This window comes from Serratia marcescens (assembly GCF_029846115.1).
GTDB classification, from domain to species: Bacteria; Pseudomonadota; Gammaproteobacteria; order Enterobacterales; family Enterobacteriaceae; genus Serratia; species Serratia marcescens_L.
Genome location: NZ_JARVZZ010000001.1, coordinates 2,951,185 through 2,967,991, shown reverse-complemented (window position 1 = coordinate 2,967,991; position 16,807 = coordinate 2,951,185). Strand labels below are relative to the sequence as shown.

Annotated in this window: 16 protein-coding genes; 8 read left to right on the top strand and 8 right to left on the bottom strand. The window is 60.5% G+C overall.

Annotated elements, in window-relative coordinates; translation table 11 throughout:
* The first annotated feature begins 138 nt into the window (after positions 1-138).
* Positions 139-1,020, top strand: coding sequence for a LysR family transcriptional regulator (locus QDT79_RS14005; RefSeq protein ID WP_063989581.1), 882 nt, complete (start codon positions 139-141; stop codon positions 1,018-1,020).
* Positions 1,021-1,133: 113 nt separating this feature from the next.
* On the opposite strand, the gene QDT79_RS14000 is transcribed toward QDT79_RS14005, so the two are convergent.
* Positions 1,134-1,559, bottom strand: a complete 426-nt coding sequence (locus QDT79_RS14000) for a tautomerase family protein (protein ID WP_308316632.1) — start codon at positions 1,557-1,559, stop codon at positions 1,134-1,136.
* 189 nt (positions 1,560-1,748) lie between these two features.
* On the opposite strand from QDT79_RS14000, the gene QDT79_RS13995 reads away from it, so the two are divergent.
* Complete coding sequence (locus tag QDT79_RS13995) at positions 1,749-2,219, top strand: winged helix-turn-helix transcriptional regulator (RefSeq protein ID WP_308316631.1); 471 nt, start codon at positions 1,749-1,751, stop codon at positions 2,217-2,219.
* A gap of 7 nt (positions 2,220-2,226) precedes the next feature.
* Here QDT79_RS13995 and QDT79_RS13990 read toward each other — a convergent pair whose 3' ends face one another.
* The gene (locus tag QDT79_RS13990) at positions 2,227-2,952 is read right to left on the bottom strand and encodes a helix-turn-helix transcriptional regulator (RefSeq protein ID WP_233221891.1); all 726 of its coding nucleotides are present in this window, start codon (positions 2,950-2,952) and stop codon (positions 2,227-2,229) included.
* 333 nt (positions 2,953-3,285) lie between these two features.
* Here QDT79_RS13990 and QDT79_RS13985 point away from each other — a divergent pair, with 333 nt between their 5' ends.
* Genes QDT79_RS13985 through QDT79_RS13960 form a run of 6 tightly spaced genes read left to right on the top strand, consistent with a single transcriptional unit; the run spans position 3,286 to position 10,216 of the window.
* A complete protein-coding gene (locus QDT79_RS13985; protein ID WP_063989578.1) occupies positions 3,286-3,819 on the top strand; it encodes a fimbrial protein in 534 nt (177 codons plus the stop codon).
* A gap of 59 nt (positions 3,820-3,878) precedes the next feature.
* Positions 3,879-4,631, top strand: a complete 753-nt coding sequence (locus QDT79_RS13980; RefSeq protein WP_242512543.1) for a fimbrial biogenesis chaperone — start codon at positions 3,879-3,881, stop codon at positions 4,629-4,631.
* Between the two features lie 20 nt (positions 4,632-4,651).
* Complete coding sequence (locus tag QDT79_RS13975; RefSeq protein WP_308316630.1) at positions 4,652-7,186, top strand: fimbria/pilus outer membrane usher protein; 2,535 nt, start codon at positions 4,652-4,654, stop codon at positions 7,184-7,186.
* Between the two features lie 29 nt (positions 7,187-7,215).
* Positions 7,216-8,556, top strand: coding sequence for a fimbrial protein (locus tag QDT79_RS13970; protein WP_063989575.1), 1,341 nt, complete (start codon positions 7,216-7,218; stop codon positions 8,554-8,556).
* Positions 8,556-9,305 carry a fimbrial biogenesis chaperone gene (locus QDT79_RS13965; protein ID WP_308316629.1) on the top strand — a complete coding sequence of 250 codons (750 nt, stop codon included), beginning with the start codon at positions 8,556-8,558 and terminating at the stop codon, positions 9,303-9,305. Before QDT79_RS13970 ends, QDT79_RS13965 begins: the two co-directional genes overlap by 1 nt.
* A 44-nt stretch (positions 9,306-9,349) precedes the next feature.
* Positions 9,350-10,216, top strand: coding sequence for a hypothetical protein (locus QDT79_RS13960; protein ID WP_063989573.1), 867 nt, complete (start codon positions 9,350-9,352; stop codon positions 10,214-10,216).
* Positions 10,217-10,222: 6 nt separating this feature from the next.
* On the opposite strand, the gene QDT79_RS13955 is transcribed toward QDT79_RS13960, so the two are convergent.
* The 6 genes from QDT79_RS13955 to ebgA form a co-directional block, all read right to left on the bottom strand.
* Positions 10,223-10,816 carry an ATP-dependent Clp protease proteolytic subunit gene (locus QDT79_RS13955; protein WP_308316628.1) on the bottom strand — a complete coding sequence of 198 codons (594 nt, stop codon included), beginning with the start codon at positions 10,814-10,816 and terminating at the stop codon, positions 10,223-10,225.
* 45 nt (positions 10,817-10,861) lie between these two features.
* On the bottom strand, positions 10,862-11,191 hold the full coding sequence (locus QDT79_RS13950) for an SRPBCC family protein (protein ID WP_063989571.1): 330 nt from the start codon (positions 11,189-11,191) through the stop codon (positions 10,862-10,864).
* Positions 11,188-11,502, bottom strand: a complete 315-nt coding sequence (locus tag QDT79_RS13945) for an ArsR/SmtB family transcription factor (RefSeq protein WP_063989570.1) — start codon at positions 11,500-11,502, stop codon at positions 11,188-11,190. Before QDT79_RS13945 ends, QDT79_RS13950 begins: the two co-directional genes overlap by 4 nt.
* Before the next feature lie 104 nt (positions 11,503-11,606).
* The gene (locus QDT79_RS13940; protein WP_063989569.1) at positions 11,607-13,109 is read right to left on the bottom strand and encodes an amino acid permease; all 1,503 of its coding nucleotides are present in this window, start codon (positions 13,107-13,109) and stop codon (positions 11,607-11,609) included.
* A gap of 58 nt (positions 13,110-13,167) precedes the next feature.
* Positions 13,168-13,620: a beta-galactosidase subunit beta gene (locus tag QDT79_RS13935; protein ID WP_308316627.1), complete on the bottom strand. Its 453-nt coding sequence runs from the start codon at positions 13,618-13,620 to the stop codon at positions 13,168-13,170.
* On the bottom strand, positions 13,617-16,706 hold the full coding sequence (gene ebgA, locus QDT79_RS13930) for a beta-galactosidase subunit alpha (protein ID WP_308316626.1): 3,090 nt from the start codon (positions 16,704-16,706) through the stop codon (positions 13,617-13,619). Before ebgA ends, QDT79_RS13935 begins: the two co-directional genes overlap by 4 nt.
* Positions 16,707-16,807: the final 101 nt, after the last annotated feature.

The following is a 16,807-nucleotide window of genomic DNA, read 5'->3' as shown; positions in this document are numbered from 1 at the left end:
GCAACACGCTGAGTGTTGTTGACTAGCTCGCATTTCAGAAATAACCTACACTTTAACGCGAGCTCTATTAGAGGGTATTTTCATGGAAACCATATATCCAATTCATTTTTTTGAACGACTGATACAGGAATCTAATCCATGAATTTTCGCCATATCCAGGCATTCCTGGCCCTCGTTGAAGAAAAACATTTTGGCAAAGCGGCCAAGCGCATTCATATTACGCAGTCGGCTTTCAGCATGCAGATAAAAGCGCTGGAAGAAGAGATTGGTGCACCACTCTTTATTCGCAACAACCGTAATGTCGAACTCACTGAGGTGGGAGAGGTATTTTTAAAAAACGCGCCGGATATTTATGAGAAAATAAAAAGTACGCTTGACGAAACCAAAGCGGCGGCGAAAGGTGAGAATGGCAATGTGCGCATCGGATTTGTCGGCAATGCCGTGGCGGCAGGATTAGTCACCGCCGATATTCATCGATTTAAAGCAGAGCACCCCGGCGTTAACTTCCGCGCCAAAGAGCTGTCATACTGGAAACAAATCGATGAGATCGTCAACGGAAATATCGACGTCAGCTACTGCCCCAATCTGGATCTCAATATCCCACCGGAGCTCGGCTTTATACCCATAAAAAAATTTGACTGGGTCGTCGTGATTCAGGAAGACTCCGATCTGGCGAAAAAAGAGGCCTTGAAAAAGGAAGACCTCTCTGGGCGAGATTTTATCATCTACTCGGAAAACAGCGGAGACGATGGCCAGCTTCGTATCCTGAACGCCATTATTGAAGAAGACATCAAGGTAGCCTATCGGTTAGACAGCACATTAAGCGTGCTCGGCATGGTGGCCTCCGGCCTTGGCATCGCCATCGTTCCCTCTTCGCTATCCTCAATCAAACTGCCCAACATCACCTACAGGCCGATCCCCGCCGTCGATAACGCAACTGAGGTTTTTTTCATCTATCGTAAGGATGAAAAATCCGCCATCGTTAATGCATTCATATCAGATGTACAACACAGCCTATGATGCCTGCCGGGTTACCTTCGCAGCCCCCACGCGGTGATGCGGTTTTGTTTAAGCGAAGATAAAAAACCGGCGCTCATCGTCGCTTTTAAGCATCGGGCATTCCGTCAGCGCCGCTACCCCTCCCACACCGAAGGCCGGTTCTCGCTGCGCCACTTCTCCCCCGCCGCCGTCCCCGGCACCGGGGGCTTCAAGCCTTCGATAGTCCACAGCGAGAACGGCGTTTCGTCCACGTGCAGCTCCCAGCGCAGCCCGCGCGCGGCGAGGTAGGGTTGCAGGATGCGGGTGCAGGCCGCCAGGAATTGCTGCTGCTCCGCGTCGTTGTCCATGGCGCGGGCGATATGGTCGATGGTCACCCGCACGAAGTCATCGGCCGGTTCGCCGCCGAGATACGCCGCGCCGGGTGGCAGCGCGTGGAAGAAGACGTTGACGTAGAAGCGCGGTAAAAAGTCTTGGTACAGGGCGGTGACCTTCTGCGCAAGCGCGCGTTTATCGGTGGCGCTGAAGGCCGGTTCAGGGTGGTAAATCTGCCACAGTGGCATCGCGTTCTCTCCTCGGTAAAGCTGCGGGGTATCGACAATCGTTCTGGCCGGCAGCCGGTGTCAAACAAAACTCTAATAATAAGAGTAATAACTCCAATCATTGAAGTGATCAAGCCTAGGCGATAAAATTATCGGCAATCAGACGGAAAACAGAGGTAAGGCAACGTGAAAGCAAAAGGGTTTGAGGGCATGACGTGTTCGGTGGCCCACGTGCTGTCGGCATTGGGCGATCGCTGGGGTGCGATCCTCATGCGCGATCTGTTGCTGGGGCTCTCGCGCTATGACGATCTGCGCCAGTCGACCAGCATCACCAACAATACGTTGGCCGATCGGCTCAAGGCGCTGGAAGGCAACGGCCTTATCGAAAAACGGCAATACCAGACGCGCCCCGATCGCTACGAGTATCTGCCGACGGAGAAGGGAAAAGATCTCGGTCTGCTGGTGATGGCGATGATTCAGATTGGCGACAAATGGAACCTGTCCGAGCTGGCCGGGCCGCCGCTGCGCGTGGTTGACCGCGCGACCGGCCACCCCGCCACCCTGCGCGTGATCGATGCCGTGACCGGCGAACCGCTGCCGCCGCAAAACCTGGCGTTGGCCGCCGGGCCCGGCGCCGATGAGATCACGCGATGGCGGCTGGCCGTCGGCAAAACCCGCTAACGGCGCACTACAACAGCGCAATCATCTTCAGCAGTTCGACCCGATTGCGGATGCCGAACTTTTTGCCGGCGTTATTGAGGTGCGAATAAACGGTTTTCGGGTGCAGGTTAAGCCGCCGCGCGGTCAAGCGGATATCTTCGGTGCGGGCGGTTTCACACAGCACCGCCGCCTCGCCAGGCGTGATCGCCGCCGCCCGATGCCGGTTCACCACGTGCCGTTCACCTTCCTCCTCACGGCAGACCAGCGCCGCGCAGGTTTCCCGCACCACCTGCAGCGCTTCCCGTTTGTGCAAAATCGCATCCGGCTGCGCCGCAGCGATAAACGCCAGGATCAGCGGTGAAGTCTTATCGACGAAGAACAGTATCCGGACGTCTTTATATTCAGCGCGGCAAAGGTCAATAAACCTCAAATAGGTTTCGAACCGATAAATTTCATGGGGAAAATCCATGATAATTAAATCAGGCGCCGGGCTTATATTTTTAACGATGTTAATATTGGGCGAAGATAAGGTTATCACCCCACCTCCCAATAATGTTTTCATGCCCAACCGGCACAGCGGTGAACCGTCGATATAAATCACTCTCACTTTAATTCTCCTTATCAGCATGAAAGCATGCTTCCACACCTCAGGCGGCTTGTCGCTGCTCTTTTTTGGGGTAATTTGCCTGCAAAGCACACCAATATAAAACATATTGATAACATGTTTTTTAAATAATCGCACATCCGTCAGCACGTTGATTAATACGCAAAAAAGGCATGAATGTTTCAAATTATTTCAATCACAAAATCTAGCAACCCAATAAAATCGCAACGTAATGATATAGATCTATTTTCTATTTTGTATGATATAAGCACAAATGAAAATAAATGTAACAGCAGGCCTTCTCGTCTTATTGCCTTATTCAAAACACCTATAGGGAAAATTCTTAGTTTGTTAGGATGAAAATCCATGTTTGCCGAGGCGTTTAAAAAACAATTGCGCAACATGATTAACCCACAACCGCACGTCAGTAATTTATTACTGTCAGGAAAGCTTTTCTCTAAAGTAAATTAAAGGGCATTTCACATGAATGTTAAATTAGTCGCATTATCCATGCTGGCTCTCTCCGGCGCCTGTGCGGCCGCTTCGTCCAATACGGTGCAATTTAAAGGCGAAGTCAGCACGCAAACCTGCTCGGTGAATATTAACGGTAACCAATCCAATCCGGTCGTTCTGCTGCCAACCGTCGCCGCCAGCAAACTCGCCACTAAAGGCGCCACCGCCGGTGACACCACGTTTACCGTTAACGTCACGGGCTGTACGGCCGCAACCAGCGATACGGCGATCAAAACCGTGCTGGCGGGCAACAACCCGACCACCAACGGCAACCTGGGCAACGCGGGCGATGCGGCCAAGGTGTCCATTCAACTGCTGGACAGCGACGCCACCACGCCGTTGTCATTCGCCAGCGGTTCGACCGTCACCACGTCGGCGATGACGCTGGCGAAAGACGCCACCTCCACCTCGCAGAACCTGGTGGCCCGCTACTACGCGGAAGACACCGGCGTGGCGGCCGGTTCGGTGATCGCCACCGCACAGTTCGCCATTAGCTACAAATAAGCCGGCGTCAGGCGCCATACCTGTTGATGCCAGCGCCGCCCTTCGCCGGGCGGCGCTGAATGACTCGCTCCCTTTATCGGTTCACGTTTATGCCGCAGATAACCCGCACCGCCCGTCGATGGGCCGCCCTGTCGCTTTGCCTGATGAGTTTTGCCGCTACCCACGCGTCGGCCAGCGTGACGCTGCTCGGCAACCGCGTGATCTACCCCGCCGAGGCGCGGGAAAAAACGCTGCAGTTCACCAACGACGACGGCACCCCGGCGCTGATGCAGATCTGGCTCGACATCAATAACCCCAAATCCACGCCGCAAAACGCCGATGCGCCCTTTGTCGCCTCGCCGCAAATCTTCCGCATGAATCCGCACAGCGGGCAAATGGTGCGACTGTCGTTCGTCGGCCAGCCGCTGCCGCGCGATCGCGAATCGCTGTTCTACCTCAACTTCCTGCAGGTGCCCGCCGTGCGCCAGACGGACAGCGACAAGAACAAACTGCTGCTGGTGGTCACCAATCGGCTGAAGGTGTTCTATCGCCCCGCCGGGCTGGCCGGCGACGCCAACCACGTCATCGATCGGCTCAGCCTGCGCCAGGCCGGCAACGCGCTGCGCGTCGACAACCCGACCGGCTACTACGTCAACGTCAGCCAAGCCGCGATCCTGAGCGGCGCGAAGCGCATCGCCATCCCGCAGGCGGACCTGATCCCGCCGTTTTCACAGGCCAGTTGGCCGGTGAACGGGGAGGTGCGGCAGGTCGCACTGCGCGTCATCAATGACTATGGGGTGGAAATCACACGCACCCTGAACGTCGCACGCTGACACCAGACAGGGAGGTTTTCATGTTCGATGTCCGCAAGGCGACGCCGCTGCCCGCATGCTGGTGTTGCGCGCTGCTGGCGCTGCCGCTGGGCTGCGCCGCCGCCGACGGCTATACCTTCGATCCCGCACTGCTGCGCGGCAGCGTGCTGAGCAACAGCGCCCTGAGCCAGTTCAACCAGCAGGACGCCGTCGCTCCCGGCAGCTATCAGATCGATCTGTACCTCAACGGCCAGTTTCTCGAGCGCGACCAAATTCGCTTCGTGCGCGCAGGCAAGCAGGTGCTGCCCTGTTTCGATCGGCCGCAGCTGACGCGCTTCGGGCTGAAAAATCCGCCGGCGGCCGCCGAAGCGGAATGCCTGCTGCCCGGTCGGGATCTCAAGGACATCGCGGTGAACGCCGATATTTCGCGGCTGCGGCTGGATCTCAGCATTCCGCAGGCGCTGTTGAACGGCCAGCCGCGCGGCAGCGTCAATCCCGCCAGCCTGGACAGCGGCGAATCGATGGCCTTCGTCAATTACAACCTCAACCAGTACCACGTCAGCTACCGACAGGGGCAAACTCGCGATCTCGACTCGACCTACGCCAACCTGAACGGCGGGTTCAACCTCGGGCTATGGCGCTACCGCCAGCAGTCCAGCTACCGCTACGATCGGGAGTTCGGCGGCCACCTGGACACCAGCCGCCGCTACGTGCAGCGCGCGATCTTGCCCTGGCGCAGCGAAATGCTGTTGGGCGAAGGTTTTACCGACGGGCACTTCTTCTCCGGCCTGGGCTTTCGCGGCATTCAGCTCAGTTCGGACGACCGCATGCTGCCGGATTCCCAGCGCGGCTATGCGCCGGTGGTGCGCGGCGTGGCAAAAAGCAACGCGCGCGTGACGGTGCTGCAGGGCAAAAGCACGCTGTATGAAACCACCGTCGCGCCGGGGCCGTTCGCCATCAACGATCTGTACGCCACCAACTACGCCGGCGATCTCACCGTGGTGGTGACGGAAGCCGACGGCAGCGTCAGCACCTTCACCGTGCCGTTCGCCGCGGTGCCGGAATCCATCCGCCCCGGCCAGTCGCGCTACTCCGCGATCGTCGGCCGTTCCCGCTACGTCGGCGACAACGATCTGTTCAGCGAAGTGACCTGGCAGCACGGCCTGACCAACGCCCTGACCTTCAACCTCGGCAACCAACTGGCGGACGGCTACCAGGCGATGATGCTGGGCGGGGTGTACAGCAGCTGGCTGGGCGCCTTCGGCATGGATACCACCTATTCCCACGCCAGCCTGCCGGACGGCGGCGCCTCCGGCTGGATGCTGCACCTCTCTTACAGCCGAACCTTCAGCCCGACGGATACCACGCTATCCATCGCCGGCTACCGCTACTCTACCGAGGGCTTTCGCGATCTCAGCGACGTGCTCGGCGTGCGGCGCGCCGCCGTCACCGGCCAAAACTGGCAGTCCGACTCCTACCGCCAGCGTTCGCGTTTCGAAGTCGCCGTCAATCAGGGGATGGGGGCGTTCGGCAGCCTGACGATGTCCGGCTCAACTCAGGACTACCGCGATCAGCGCGGCCGCGACAATCAGCTCCAGCTGGGCTGGGGGAAAACCTTCGGCAACGGCGTGGCGCTTAACCTCTCCGTCACCCGTACCCGCAGCCTGGGCTACAGCAACGGCGACTACCGCGGCTACGGGCCGCTGGATAATGTCTACAGCGCGCCGCTGGCGCAGAACACGCAGACCGTCACCGCCCTGTCGCTGAGCTTCCCGCTCGGCCGTTCGTCATCCGCCCCCAGCGTCTCGCTGCTGGCCAACCACAGCCAGGGCCAGGGGGGCAACTATCAGGCTGCGCTGTCGGGCAGCGTCGGCGACGAACAGCCGGTCAGCTACGGCCTGAACTTCACCACCGACGACGATCGCCAACAAAATATCTGGGGCGGCAACCTGCAAACCCGTCTGCCTTACGCCAACGTCACCGGCTCGTTCTCCACCGCGCGCCAGTACCGACAAGGCTCCCTGTCGCTGCAGGGCGCCGTGGTGGCGCACCGCGGCGGCGTGACATTAGGGCCGTATGTCGGCGATACCTTCGCCCTGATCGAAGCGCCCGGCGCCAGCGGCGCACGGGTGATGGACGGCCAGGGCGCGCGCGTCGATCGTTTCGGCTACGCCCTGGCGCCGTCGCTGGTGCCCTATCACTACAACACCGTCGCGCTGAACCCCGAGGGCATGAACGACAAAGCGGAACTGGAAGATGGCCAGCGGCGCGTCGCTCCTTATGCCGGCGCTACGGTGCGTCTGCACTTCAACACCGTGCGCGGCCAGGCGCTGCTGATCACCGCGCAGCGGCCCGATAACGCGCCGATCCCGATGGGCGCCAACGTGTTGGACAACGCAGGCAACAGCGTAGGCATGGTCGGCCAGGCCAATCAGGTGTATCTGCGCAGCGACCGGAATGCCGGTGCGCTGACGCTGAACTGGGGCGACGCCCCCGGCCAGCAGTGCACGTTGCATTACCGCCTGCCCGCCGGGGAAGACGGCCCGATTCAACGGCTCAGCGCCCCGTGCCGCTAGCCCGTTCACACTTATTCTCAGGAGAGACGATGAAACGCATTGCTTACCCGATCGCCGCCCTGGCGCTGCTCGCCCTGTCGCTGTTCGGTGCGCCCGCCGCGCTGGCCCAATGCACCCGGGTCGCCCCCTGGATCGATTCCGGTTGCGATCCCTGCGGGGTGGGCACAGCGCTGGGCCGGGTTAACCTGACCAGCACTTACCTGCAGCCCGTCGGCACGCCGCTGGGCACCAGCGTGTTCGATCTTACGTCCGGCACGCGCTATCCCGATCCCAACAAGGTGTTGTATGAATGCGACGCCGGCGACGCGGGGCAGATCTATGAAGTCTTCGCCACCAACGGCGACGATCGCGTCGGTGGCTATTACGATCTGGGCGCCCAGGACGGTAACCCCAACTACTACGCCACCTACTTCCCCTACGTCGGCATCCGCCTGACCCATCTGGATTCCGGCAAGGTTTTTACCCGCTACTGGCAGTCGGCGCCGATTACCCGCTACGCCACCGTCGGCAGCAAAATTCAGATCCGGGTGAAAGACTTCAGCGCCATCCGTGCCGATTTGATCCGCATCAGCTCGCTGCCGGGCGCGGGCGCCAGCAACTACTGCGGCTACAGCGCCGGCAACCCGCTGGTGGGCATGGCCTCGACCACCGGCAATTCGAACTATACCTGCACGCAGCCGAACGGCTATGTCACCTTTCAGGGGCCCGGCATCGCCTCGGATCCTATCGGCAGCGACTCCGCCACCAACTACGCCACCTGGGGCACCGGGCGCTGGAACGCGATGGGCATGGGCACCGCACCGATCTCCTCATTGACCTATACCGCCACCTGCGTGGCGCGCAACGTCACGCCGCTGGTGATCCTGCCGACCATATCCGTCAGCCAGTTGACCGCCGGGCAAACCTCACAGGCGCAGTTCACCCTCAATATCGAATGCGACAACGCCGCCGTTTCCGGCGTCAGCAGCAACAATACCGCCCTCGGCCTGCAGGTGCCGTATGAAAGCTACGTCGCGGCGCAGCAGCTCGGGCTGGTCAGCGCCAACGGCGGCGTGAGCTACCTGCTCTCCAGCGGCTACGGCACCGACAGCAGCGTCGCTACCGGCGTGGGCATCGCACTCGCCAACGCCGGCAACGGCGCGCCGATGAATTTCGTCGGCTGGGCGCGCTGCAGCGCCGGGCAATGCCCGCAAGGTAATGACGCCGGCTGGTACCCGGTGCTCAATGGCGCCAGCGGCGGCGGCAGCACCGCGGCAGGGTTTACCCACTACACCACCCAGCTCACCGCCACGCTCGCCCGGCTGCCCGGGCAAACCGTCACCGCCGGCAAAGTGGACGCCAGGGCCTACGTCTGGGTTAAGGTGCAATGATGAGAAAGAAATATCTGACGATGGGATGCGCCCTGCTGCTGGCGCTGGCGACCATGGGCGCGCAGGCGGGCATCATCGCCTCCGCCACCCGGGTGATTTTCCGCGAGGGCGACACGGAAAAAACCCTGATGCTGCTCAACACCAACGGCTATCCGATCGTGGCGCAAACCTGGGTCGATAACGGCGACGTCAACGCCGCCCCCGAGCTGTCGCGCGCGCCGTTTGTCACCCTGCCCAGCGTATTCGCCCTGCCGCCTTCGGCGCTGAAAGGGCTGCGGATCCTGTTTGCCGGCGCGGCCCTGCCCACCGACAGGGAGTCGGTGTTCTGGCTTAACCTGTATGAGATCCCGCCCAACCGGCCGGCCACGCCGCCGCTGGCGTCGCGCGTGACGTTGGCGATGAACACGCAGATGAAAATCTTCTACCGCCCCAAAGCGCTGACGGGGAAAGCCGAAAACGCAGCCGAGTCCGTCTCGTTCACGCTGCAACAATCACCGGGCGGCTATCTGCTGCGCTGTCACAACCGGTCGGCATTTTATCTCTCCTTCGCCCGCATCGCCGTGCATACCGGCAGGCGCGATTACCCGGTGCGGCAAGAAAGCGACATGATGACCGCGCCGTACAGCATGCGGGATTATCACCTCGACGGCGTTACGGCGCCGACACTCCCTTCACAGGTCACCATTCAGGCCACCCTCATCAACGACCAGGGCCAACAGTTCGTCAAGTCATACACAGCAAACCCATAACGATAAAAAGCAGCACATTTTTTTAAGTACAGGAAATAAGGAAAATGAGTCTAAGCAGATTCCAGCTACAGTTTCACCTGGAGAAACAGGCCAACATCATCAGGCAGTCACCGGCGTTTCACGCCGCCATCGTCAAACACGGGGAGCTATTGAAAGAGACCTACAAGAAACATCCGCTGTTTTACAAAATCATCTTCAGGAACAGCCGGTTCATCATTTGTTCCACCATCCTGTCCATTTACTACCACCAGCCCGCCGCCGGGCTGAAAGACATCAAAGCCTTTTTTAAAGGAAAGAACATGATCAGCGAGAACTCCCTGGACTCCTTTCTGTTCTTTCTGCGGGTCGGCCGTCGGCTGGAGGTCAAACCCTGCGAACATGACAAACGCCAGCTGCGCTATAAGCCTACGCCGCACGCGCTGGCGGAAACCCAGGCGCTGATCGCCTCCATGGCACTGCCCTATCAGGCGCTGGCGCCACAGATGCCCATCGCGACGCTGCTGGCGGCGCCCGACTTTCTGCCCACCTTTTTCGCCGCCTACGGCCAGTTGATGCTCAAGGAGATCTACCTGATCGATCTGGTGCCGCAATCCGGGCTGTTTATCAGCAAGGACGCCGGCCACATGGTGCTGCTGATGCTGCATATCGAAAGCATCCGGCAGGACTCCCCGTTTCTGCTGCTCTCCTCGGCGAAAATCGCCAAGTCGTGCTCCGTCTCACGCGCGCACGTCAATCGCATTCTGCAGGCGGCGGAAAAATCGGGCCTGCTGACCACCACCAATAACGTGGTGATCGAACTCAACAGCTCGTTCTTTATCATGGCAGAGCGCTATTTCAGCCTCTATTTCGCGATGGTCGAATTCGGGCTTGAACGGGTTTGGCACACGCCGCAGGCCGCCGAGCCCCGCTGAGCCGTTTTACCGCTCCCGCAGCACCTTATCGATCAGCCCCCAGGCCGCCGCTTCGTCGGCGGTCATGAAGCGATCGCGATCCAGCGCCTGCTCCACCGCTTCATCACTCAGGCCGCAATGTTGAGCGTACAGCCGAATCACTCGCTCTTTGGTGCGCTTCATCTCTTCGGCGTGGATCAAGATGTCGGAGGCCTGCCCCTGAACGCCGCCCAGCGGCTGGTGCACGTGCAGGCTGGCGTTGGGCAGCGCCATGCGGTGCCCCGGTTCGCCGGCCATCAGCAGGAACGAGCCCATCGAACGCGCGGTGCCCATGCACAGGGTATGCACCGGCGCACGGATGTACTGCATGGTGTCGTAAATCGCCAGCCCGCTGCTGATCACTCCGCCCGGCGAGTTGATGTACAGGTGGATCGGTTTTTCCGGGTTTTCCGCCTCCAGAAACAGCAGTTGGGCGCACAGCATTTCGGCCACGTCGTCATTGACTTCGCCGTTGAGGAACACGATCCGATCGCGCAGCAGACGCGAATAAATATCAAAGGAACGTTCTCCCCGGCTGGTCTGCTCCACCACCATTGGGACGAGCATCATCTTCTCACGCATCGGTGAACTCCTGGGTTGGCAACAAAGGGAAGTGTGTTTAACGCATCAGGCGGCGCGCATCACCGTCGTCGGGCCGTCGTTGGCGGCATCAAGCTGGTGAATAATCCGCAGCAGGCTGCCACCGCCGGCATCCGGCACGATCTGCAGCGTCACCACGCTTTCGAGAAATGGCGGCTGGTCGTCGCGCAGGCGATAGCTCACCGCCTCGCCCGGCGTAGTGGCCAGCGGATCGGCCTGCGCCAGGTCGCATGTCGGCAGCCACTGCTCGCGCAGCGCGGGAATGCTGAGCGCCCGCCACACTTTTTCCGGCGGCGCATCGAGCGCATACTCCAATACCAGCCGATCGTGCGGCGGCGGCTCAGCCCGTTTGTTCATTGATCCATGTCCTTTAGCAAGGTTTGCAGCGCGTCGATGCGCGCCGGCCACCAGGTGCGGTACTTCGCCAACCACTGGGCAATCTGCGCCAACCCGTCCGGGTCGACCTGATAATTGACGCAGCGCCCCTGCTTCGCCTCGCGTATCAGCCCGGCATTGCGCAGCACCGCCAGGTGTTGCGACATTGCCGACTGGCTGATGGGCAACCCTTCGCGCAGCGCGCTGGCGTTCATGCTGCCGGCGGCGAGTTTGTCGAAGATGGTGCGGCGGGTCGGATCGGCCAACGCTTTGAAGATGTCATTTTCGTTCATACAAACACATTAGTATTCACTTATGTATTATGCAAACGCCGGGGCAGGAATTTTTTCCGCGAAGCGAGACTCCGCGCCGGTGCGCGGAGCCGATAGAGGAGAGATTACAGCGGCTTATTGCAAGCGGGCGTGGCCAGCGCGGGTTGCCCGGCCGGCGCCCCTTCCTGCGCCTCCAGCGCGAGACGCGCCAGCGGCATATCTTCGTGGTAGCGCGCCTCGGCGTTCAGGCTCTTCGAGTAGCGGTTGTACTTCCACCAGGCGTAACCCAGGAACACCACCAGCCCGCCGACGTTATAGAACACGATGGTCATGATGCTGGCGCCGGTCGGGAACGTCGAGGCGAAGAAACCGACGGTGAAGATGGCGATCAGCACGCTGACGATGGCGATGCCCTGCAGGCGCGAGCCCATTTTGAAATCGCGCGCTACCCGGTCGTACTTCAGCCGCAGATTCAGGTAGGCCAACATGATGAACAGCGGCGGCAGCATCGAGGCGGCGGCGGTCATGTTGATCAGCGTGTTCATCAAGTCCTGCACGCTGCTGGAACCCAACGTCGGGATCAGCATCAGCGGGATAACGATGAAAAACTGGATCCAGGCGGCGCGCGTCGGCACGCCGTGCCGGTTCAGGCGAATGGTTTTCTCGCCGAAAATGCCCTTCGGGATTTCGGTGAAGAAAATCTTCACCGGCGCCGCCGTCCACATCAGCAGCGAACCGAACATGGCGGTGAAGGAAACGATGCCGACGAAGCGGTTCATCAGCACCGTCGGCAGGCCGAAGTGCGCCGACAGGCCTTCGAACACCTGTACCGTACCGCCGGTAAAGTGCAGATCGGTGCGGTGCACGAAGACGTTAATCAGCAGCGAAGACACCGAATACAGCACGCCGATGAACAGCCCGGAAACGATGATCACCTTCACGAAGGCGCGGCTGCCGCCTTTCACATCGTTCACGTACACCGCCACAGATTCCGCCCCGCCCGCCGCCTGGAAGATCCAGGCGGTAATGCCGAGGAACGCCCAGTTGAAGTTCGGCGTCATCGCCTGCACGTTGATCGGGTCGGCCGGCTCAATGCCGCCCAGCACCGCCGCGCCCGCCAGAACGATGTAGGAAAACGTCAGCAGCAGCATCAGCGACGAGGTCACCGAGGTCATCGGCCCCAACAGTTTCGCGCCGCTGTTGGAGATGTAGGTCGAGAAGGCGAACAGGAAGATGCTGATGATCGCCGTGGTCAGCGGCGTAAACACGTAGTCATAGCCTAAAAACGCGTAAGAGGCGTAGGCGATGACGCGCGGCAATAGCGCGGTGAAGAAGAACAGGTTTACGAACCAATAGGTGTAGGCGGTGATAAACGCCCAACGCCCGCCGAGCGCGCTTTTCACCCAGGCATAGACGCCGGCCTCGGAATTGCGGTTGAGCGAGACGAACTCGGCGATGATCAGGCAAAAGGGAATGAAGTAAATGATCGTCGCCACCAGGAACACCGGCGACGAGGCGACCCCGAGCTGAATATTGTTGTTAATCACGTTGTTGAAACTGAACACTGCCGCAAACGTCATCGACAGCAGGCCAAACTTGCCGATGGTGTTTCTGTTCGACGCAGCCATAGAGATTCTCCGAATGGTGTAGGGGACTTCGGTTTGTTGTTATCGATCGGCGAGCGCGCTATTTATTGACGAAATAGCTGTCTTCCACCGTCACTTTTAAAATGACTTTTTTTACCTTGCCGCTTTCTGTGAAGCGGTGAGCCTGGTGGTTTTCGAAGATCACCACGTTGCCCTTGCCGACCCGGCGCTTCTCGCCTTCGCCGCTGAAAAACTCGCGATCGGTTTCGTCCTGATAGGGCGCCACCGTCGTCAGCGCCCGTTTGTCGGCGACCTCGACGCTCTCTTCCCCCTCGAGGTAATAGTGCACGTCGAAGTAACGGCGGTTGCCCTCCAGCCAGCCGTGCTGGCGGCCGGCGCCGACGCTCAGCCGATACGTCAGCGAGTCGCCGATCGAATGGCACACGTTTGGGCTGATGCGATCGACATTGACGATCGCCTCCATACAGCGCAGCCACTTCTTGCCGCTGCGATAAATGCGCTGGAACTCCGCCAGGGATTCGAGAATGATCATGCGTTTTCCTCCGCAGACTGCGGGTGATGGTGAGCGGGCGCGAAGTCATAACCGGCGAGTGCGGCGCCCTGCGTTTGCCGCCCGTCGAACGGCACCAGCGTGAAGCCGTAGCTGAACGGCGCCAGATAGACCCGGTGGGTATCCAGCACTTCGGAGCCCCAGGAGTTGGAGCCGAGACCGAGGATCTGGTCGTCCAGGTTCAGCGTCAGGCAGTCGCTCGGCTCCAGCTCGTTGATGTGTTGGGCCTGGTGCAGCATCTCAGCGCTGTAAGGCCACAGGCTGAAATTGATCGGCCGCCGCGGCTGGATGAAGATCCCCTTGCCCGCCGCGTCCTGCAGGCTCAGCCAGCGCACGTCCTGCCGGTTGCCGTTGTCCTGCGGGAACGGATAGTGTTCGAACAGCGCGTCGGCGCGCTGCCGGTAGTGGCCGATGAGGTTGGCCCGGCAGCTGTCACGGTAGTTCTCGCCCGGTCCGCGGCCGTAGTATTCCACCTGCTCGAAGCGGCGACTGATGCCGAAATCGAGACCGATTTTCGGGATAATCTGCCGGAAATCGCCGTAAGGCTCACCGGACAGATCCAGGCTGACGTGGCCCTGCGGGGAGATGCACCAGCGGTAGGTGCAGCGTATGCCAAAGTCGAACACCGGCGGCGCGATCAGGCTGTGCACCTCGAGCAGCAGATCTTCGCCCTGCCATTGCCGGCTGAGGCGGCGGAAGTGCTGCTGCATGATGGGGAAATGTTGCGGCAGCCAAATCCCTTCATATTCCTGTTTATGGTTATCGATCACCGGTTTGAAGAAGGTGATGCGCGGCGCTCGTCCCACCACGTCTTCACCGTCTACCCGCCACGACTGCAGTTCGCCGCTCAGCAGCGAGAACGCCAGCTGGAACCGGCCGCCGCTGACGATCAGCTGATGGTTTTCCTCGCGGCATTGCAGCGCCGGCGCATCGGCCAACGGTGGAGCCGGTCGCCGCGTCTCCGCCTGGCGCAGATGCTGATAATGCCCCAACCGCTGGTCGCTCTCGCTGTAGCGGGTGGCGCTGTCCTTATGCACCGCCACGTCGATCAGCGTTTCCCCCGGCCCCAGCGCCAACACCGGCAGATGCATGTCCTCGCTCTCGCCCGGCTGCAGATGCGGCAGCTTGAATTCGTAACTTGCCACCTGGCGGCCGTCGGTCTTGACGCTGACCTTCAGCGTGATGTCCGCCAGCGAGCTGAACCAATAGCGGTTTTTCACCCGCAGCACGTCACCCGCGCCCTCTTCCGCCGTCACCTCCACCGGGCACAGCACCTGCTGGTATTCCCGCAGGCCGGGGCCGGGGCGTTGGTCCGGGTAGATCAGGCCGTCCATACAGAAGTTGTAGTTGTTCGGGTAGTCGCCGTAATCACCGCCGTACTGGTAGCGTTCGCGCCCCTGCGCGTCGTGGCTCAGCAGGCCGTGATCGCACCACTCCCAGATGTAGTGCCCCTGCAAACTGGCGTGACGGTTGAACACCGACTGGTATTCGAACAGCCCGCCGGGGCCATTGCCCATCGCGTGGGCGTATTCGCACAGGATGCGCGGTTTGGGGTGCGGGTATTCGCCGAAGGCGTTCATCATCGCCACCCGGGAATACATGGTGCTGATCACGTCGGTCACTTCGGCGTCGCGATCTTCTTCATAGTGGATCAGACGGGTCGGATCGAGCGCCTTGCAGCGCCGGGCCATGGCACGAATGTTGCAGCCGTAGCCGGACTCGTTACCCAGCGACCAGATGATGATCGACGGGTGGTTTTTCTGCGCCGCCACGTGGCGCTCGATGCGCTCGACGTAGGCCTGCTCCCAGCGCGGATCGTCGGTGATGCGGCTTAGATCGCCGACGTTGGCGAAGCCGTGGCTCTCCAGATCGGTCTCCGCCATCACGAACAGACCATAGATATCACACAGCTCGTAAAAGCGCGGGTCGTTGGGGTAATGGGCGGTGCGCACCGAGTTGATGTTGTGCTGCTTCATCAGCACGATGTCTCGCTCCACCCGTGCCATATCGACGGCGCGCCCTTTGCGGTGATCGTGATCGTGGCGGTTGACGCCGTGCAGTTTGAGGTAGCGCCCATTGACGTACATCAGCCCGTCACGTACCGCGATCTCGCGGAACCCAACCCGCTGCGGCACCACGCCCAGCAGATTGCCGGCGCCGTCATACAGGCTGAGCAGCAGCTGATACAGATAGGGATTTTCCGCATTCCACTGCTGCGGACGGCTGACCGGCAGTTCGAAACGGCAGCTCAGCGCCTGCTCGATGCGCAGATCGTCGCGCCACTGCTCCGCTACGCAGCGATCGCCGTCGAACAGCTGCGCCTGCAGGCGGCAGCCTTCGGCGGCCTGCACACCGAGATGGCGCAACTCGGCGTCGATCGCCAACTGCGCGTCGCAGTAGCGTTCATCGAAGGTGGTGACTAGCGTCAGGTCGTGAATGTGGGTAGCGCGCTGGCCGATCAGGTAGACGTCGCGAAAGATGCCGGCCATCCACCACATGTCCTGATCTTCGATGTAGGTGGAATCGGCCCACTGCATCACCCGCACCGAAAGCAGGTTCTCGCCCTGCCGCACATAGGGGCTGATGTCGAACTCGGCGCACAGTCGGCTGCCCTTGCTGAAGCCGACATAGTTGCCGTTAACGTACACCTCGAAGTAGGTTTCCACGCCATCGAATTTGATCAGCACCTGCTGATCTTGCCAACCGGCGTCGAGCGTAAAGTGGCGCTGATAGGCGCCGGTGGGGTTATTGGTCGGCACGTAGGGCACGTCGATCGGGAACGGGAAGCCCTCGTCGGTGTACTGCAGGTGGCCGTGCCCTTCCAACTGCCACATGCCCGGCACCGCCATATCGCCCCAGTCGTTCATCGGCTCCCGGTAAAACGCCGCCGGCACCTGCGCCGGGTGCTCGAAGAAGCGAAAACGCCAGCGGCCGCTCAGCAGCTGGAAGCGCCGGCTGGCGTTGCGATCGAAGCTCAGCGCCTGCCCGGCGTCCGCGTAGCTGAAGAAGCTCGCGCGCGGCGCCAACCGGTGCTCCGACTGTTTTTCAATATTTTCCCAATTATTCACGTCACGTCTCCCGACACCTGTGCAATGCGGAAACGATAGTAAATATTTAGTAAAAACTACAGTTGATATTTACCAAATGACGACAGGATCACAATAAATCT

What these genes read in the sequence shown, in the direction of transcription:
- QDT79_RS14005 (WP_063989581.1), top strand. Translation starts at nt 139, where the DNA reads ATGAATTTTCGCCATATCCAGGCATTCCTGGCCCTCGTTGAAGAAAAA.
- QDT79_RS14000 (WP_308316632.1), bottom strand. Translation starts at nt 1,559, where the DNA reads ATGCCACTGTGGCAGATTTACCACCCTGAACCGGCCTTCAGCGCCACC.
- QDT79_RS13995 (WP_308316631.1), top strand. Translation starts at nt 1,749, where the DNA reads ATGACGTGTTCGGTGGCCCACGTGCTGTCGGCATTGGGCGATCGCTGG.
- QDT79_RS13985 (WP_063989578.1), top strand. Translation starts at nt 3,286, where the DNA reads ATGAATGTTAAATTAGTCGCATTATCCATGCTGGCTCTCTCCGGCGCC.
- QDT79_RS13980 (WP_242512543.1), top strand. Translation starts at nt 3,879, where the DNA reads ATGACTCGCTCCCTTTATCGGTTCACGTTTATGCCGCAGATAACCCGC.
- QDT79_RS13975 (WP_308316630.1), top strand. Translation starts at nt 4,652, where the DNA reads ATGTTCGATGTCCGCAAGGCGACGCCGCTGCCCGCATGCTGGTGTTGC.
- QDT79_RS13970 (WP_063989575.1), top strand. Translation starts at nt 7,216, where the DNA reads ATGAAACGCATTGCTTACCCGATCGCCGCCCTGGCGCTGCTCGCCCTG.
- QDT79_RS13965 (WP_308316629.1), top strand. Translation starts at nt 8,556, where the DNA reads ATGAGAAAGAAATATCTGACGATGGGATGCGCCCTGCTGCTGGCGCTG.
- QDT79_RS13960 (WP_063989573.1), top strand. Translation starts at nt 9,350, where the DNA reads ATGAGTCTAAGCAGATTCCAGCTACAGTTTCACCTGGAGAAACAGGCC.
- QDT79_RS13955 (WP_308316628.1), bottom strand. Translation starts at nt 10,816, where the DNA reads ATGCGTGAGAAGATGATGCTCGTCCCAATGGTGGTGGAGCAGACCAGC.
- QDT79_RS13950 (WP_063989571.1), bottom strand. Translation starts at nt 11,191, where the DNA reads ATGAACAAACGGGCTGAGCCGCCGCCGCACGATCGGCTGGTATTGGAG.
- QDT79_RS13945 (WP_063989570.1), bottom strand. Translation starts at nt 11,502, where the DNA reads ATGAACGAAAATGACATCTTCAAAGCGTTGGCCGATCCGACCCGCCGC.
- QDT79_RS13940 (WP_063989569.1), bottom strand. Translation starts at nt 13,109, where the DNA reads ATGGCTGCGTCGAACAGAAACACCATCGGCAAGTTTGGCCTGCTGTCG.
- QDT79_RS13935 (WP_308316627.1), bottom strand. Translation starts at nt 13,620, where the DNA reads ATGATCATTCTCGAATCCCTGGCGGAGTTCCAGCGCATTTATCGCAGC.